The organism is Shewanella sp. AS16, from assembly GCF_021412365.1.
GTDB lineage: Bacteria > Pseudomonadota > Gammaproteobacteria > Enterobacterales > Shewanellaceae > Shewanella > Shewanella salipaludis.
The window spans coordinates 1-300 of the sequence record NZ_JAKCLK010000198.1; the positions used below are offsets into that span (position 1 = coordinate 1).

Annotated in this window: 1 protein-coding gene; it reads left to right on the plus strand. The window is 52.0% G+C overall.

All coding sequences use genetic code 11. From position 1 onward, the window contains the following. Positions 1 to 271: alpha-isopropylmalate synthase regulatory domain-containing protein (locus tag LZP73_RS19975; RefSeq protein WP_326490373.1), on the plus strand; the 271-nt coding region annotated here is incomplete at its 5' end. Positions 272 to 300: the final 29 nt, after the last annotated feature.

Here is a 300-nt window from a genome sequence, read left to right on the forward strand (position 1 = left end):
GGCGATAAACCGCATCACTGACTATAACGTCGAACTGGTGAAATACAGCCTGACCGCCAAAGGCCACGGTAAAGATGCGCTGGGTCAGGTGGATATTGTCGCCAACTACAACGGTCGCCGCTTCCACGGCGTCGGCCTGGCCACCGATATTGTCGAGTCCTCCGCCAAAGCCATGGTGCACGTACTGAACAATATCTGGCGTGCCGCAGAAGTCGAAAAAGAGTTGCAACGCAAAGCTCAACACAACGAAAACAACAAGGAAACCGTGTGATGTCGAAGAATTACCATATTGCCGTATTG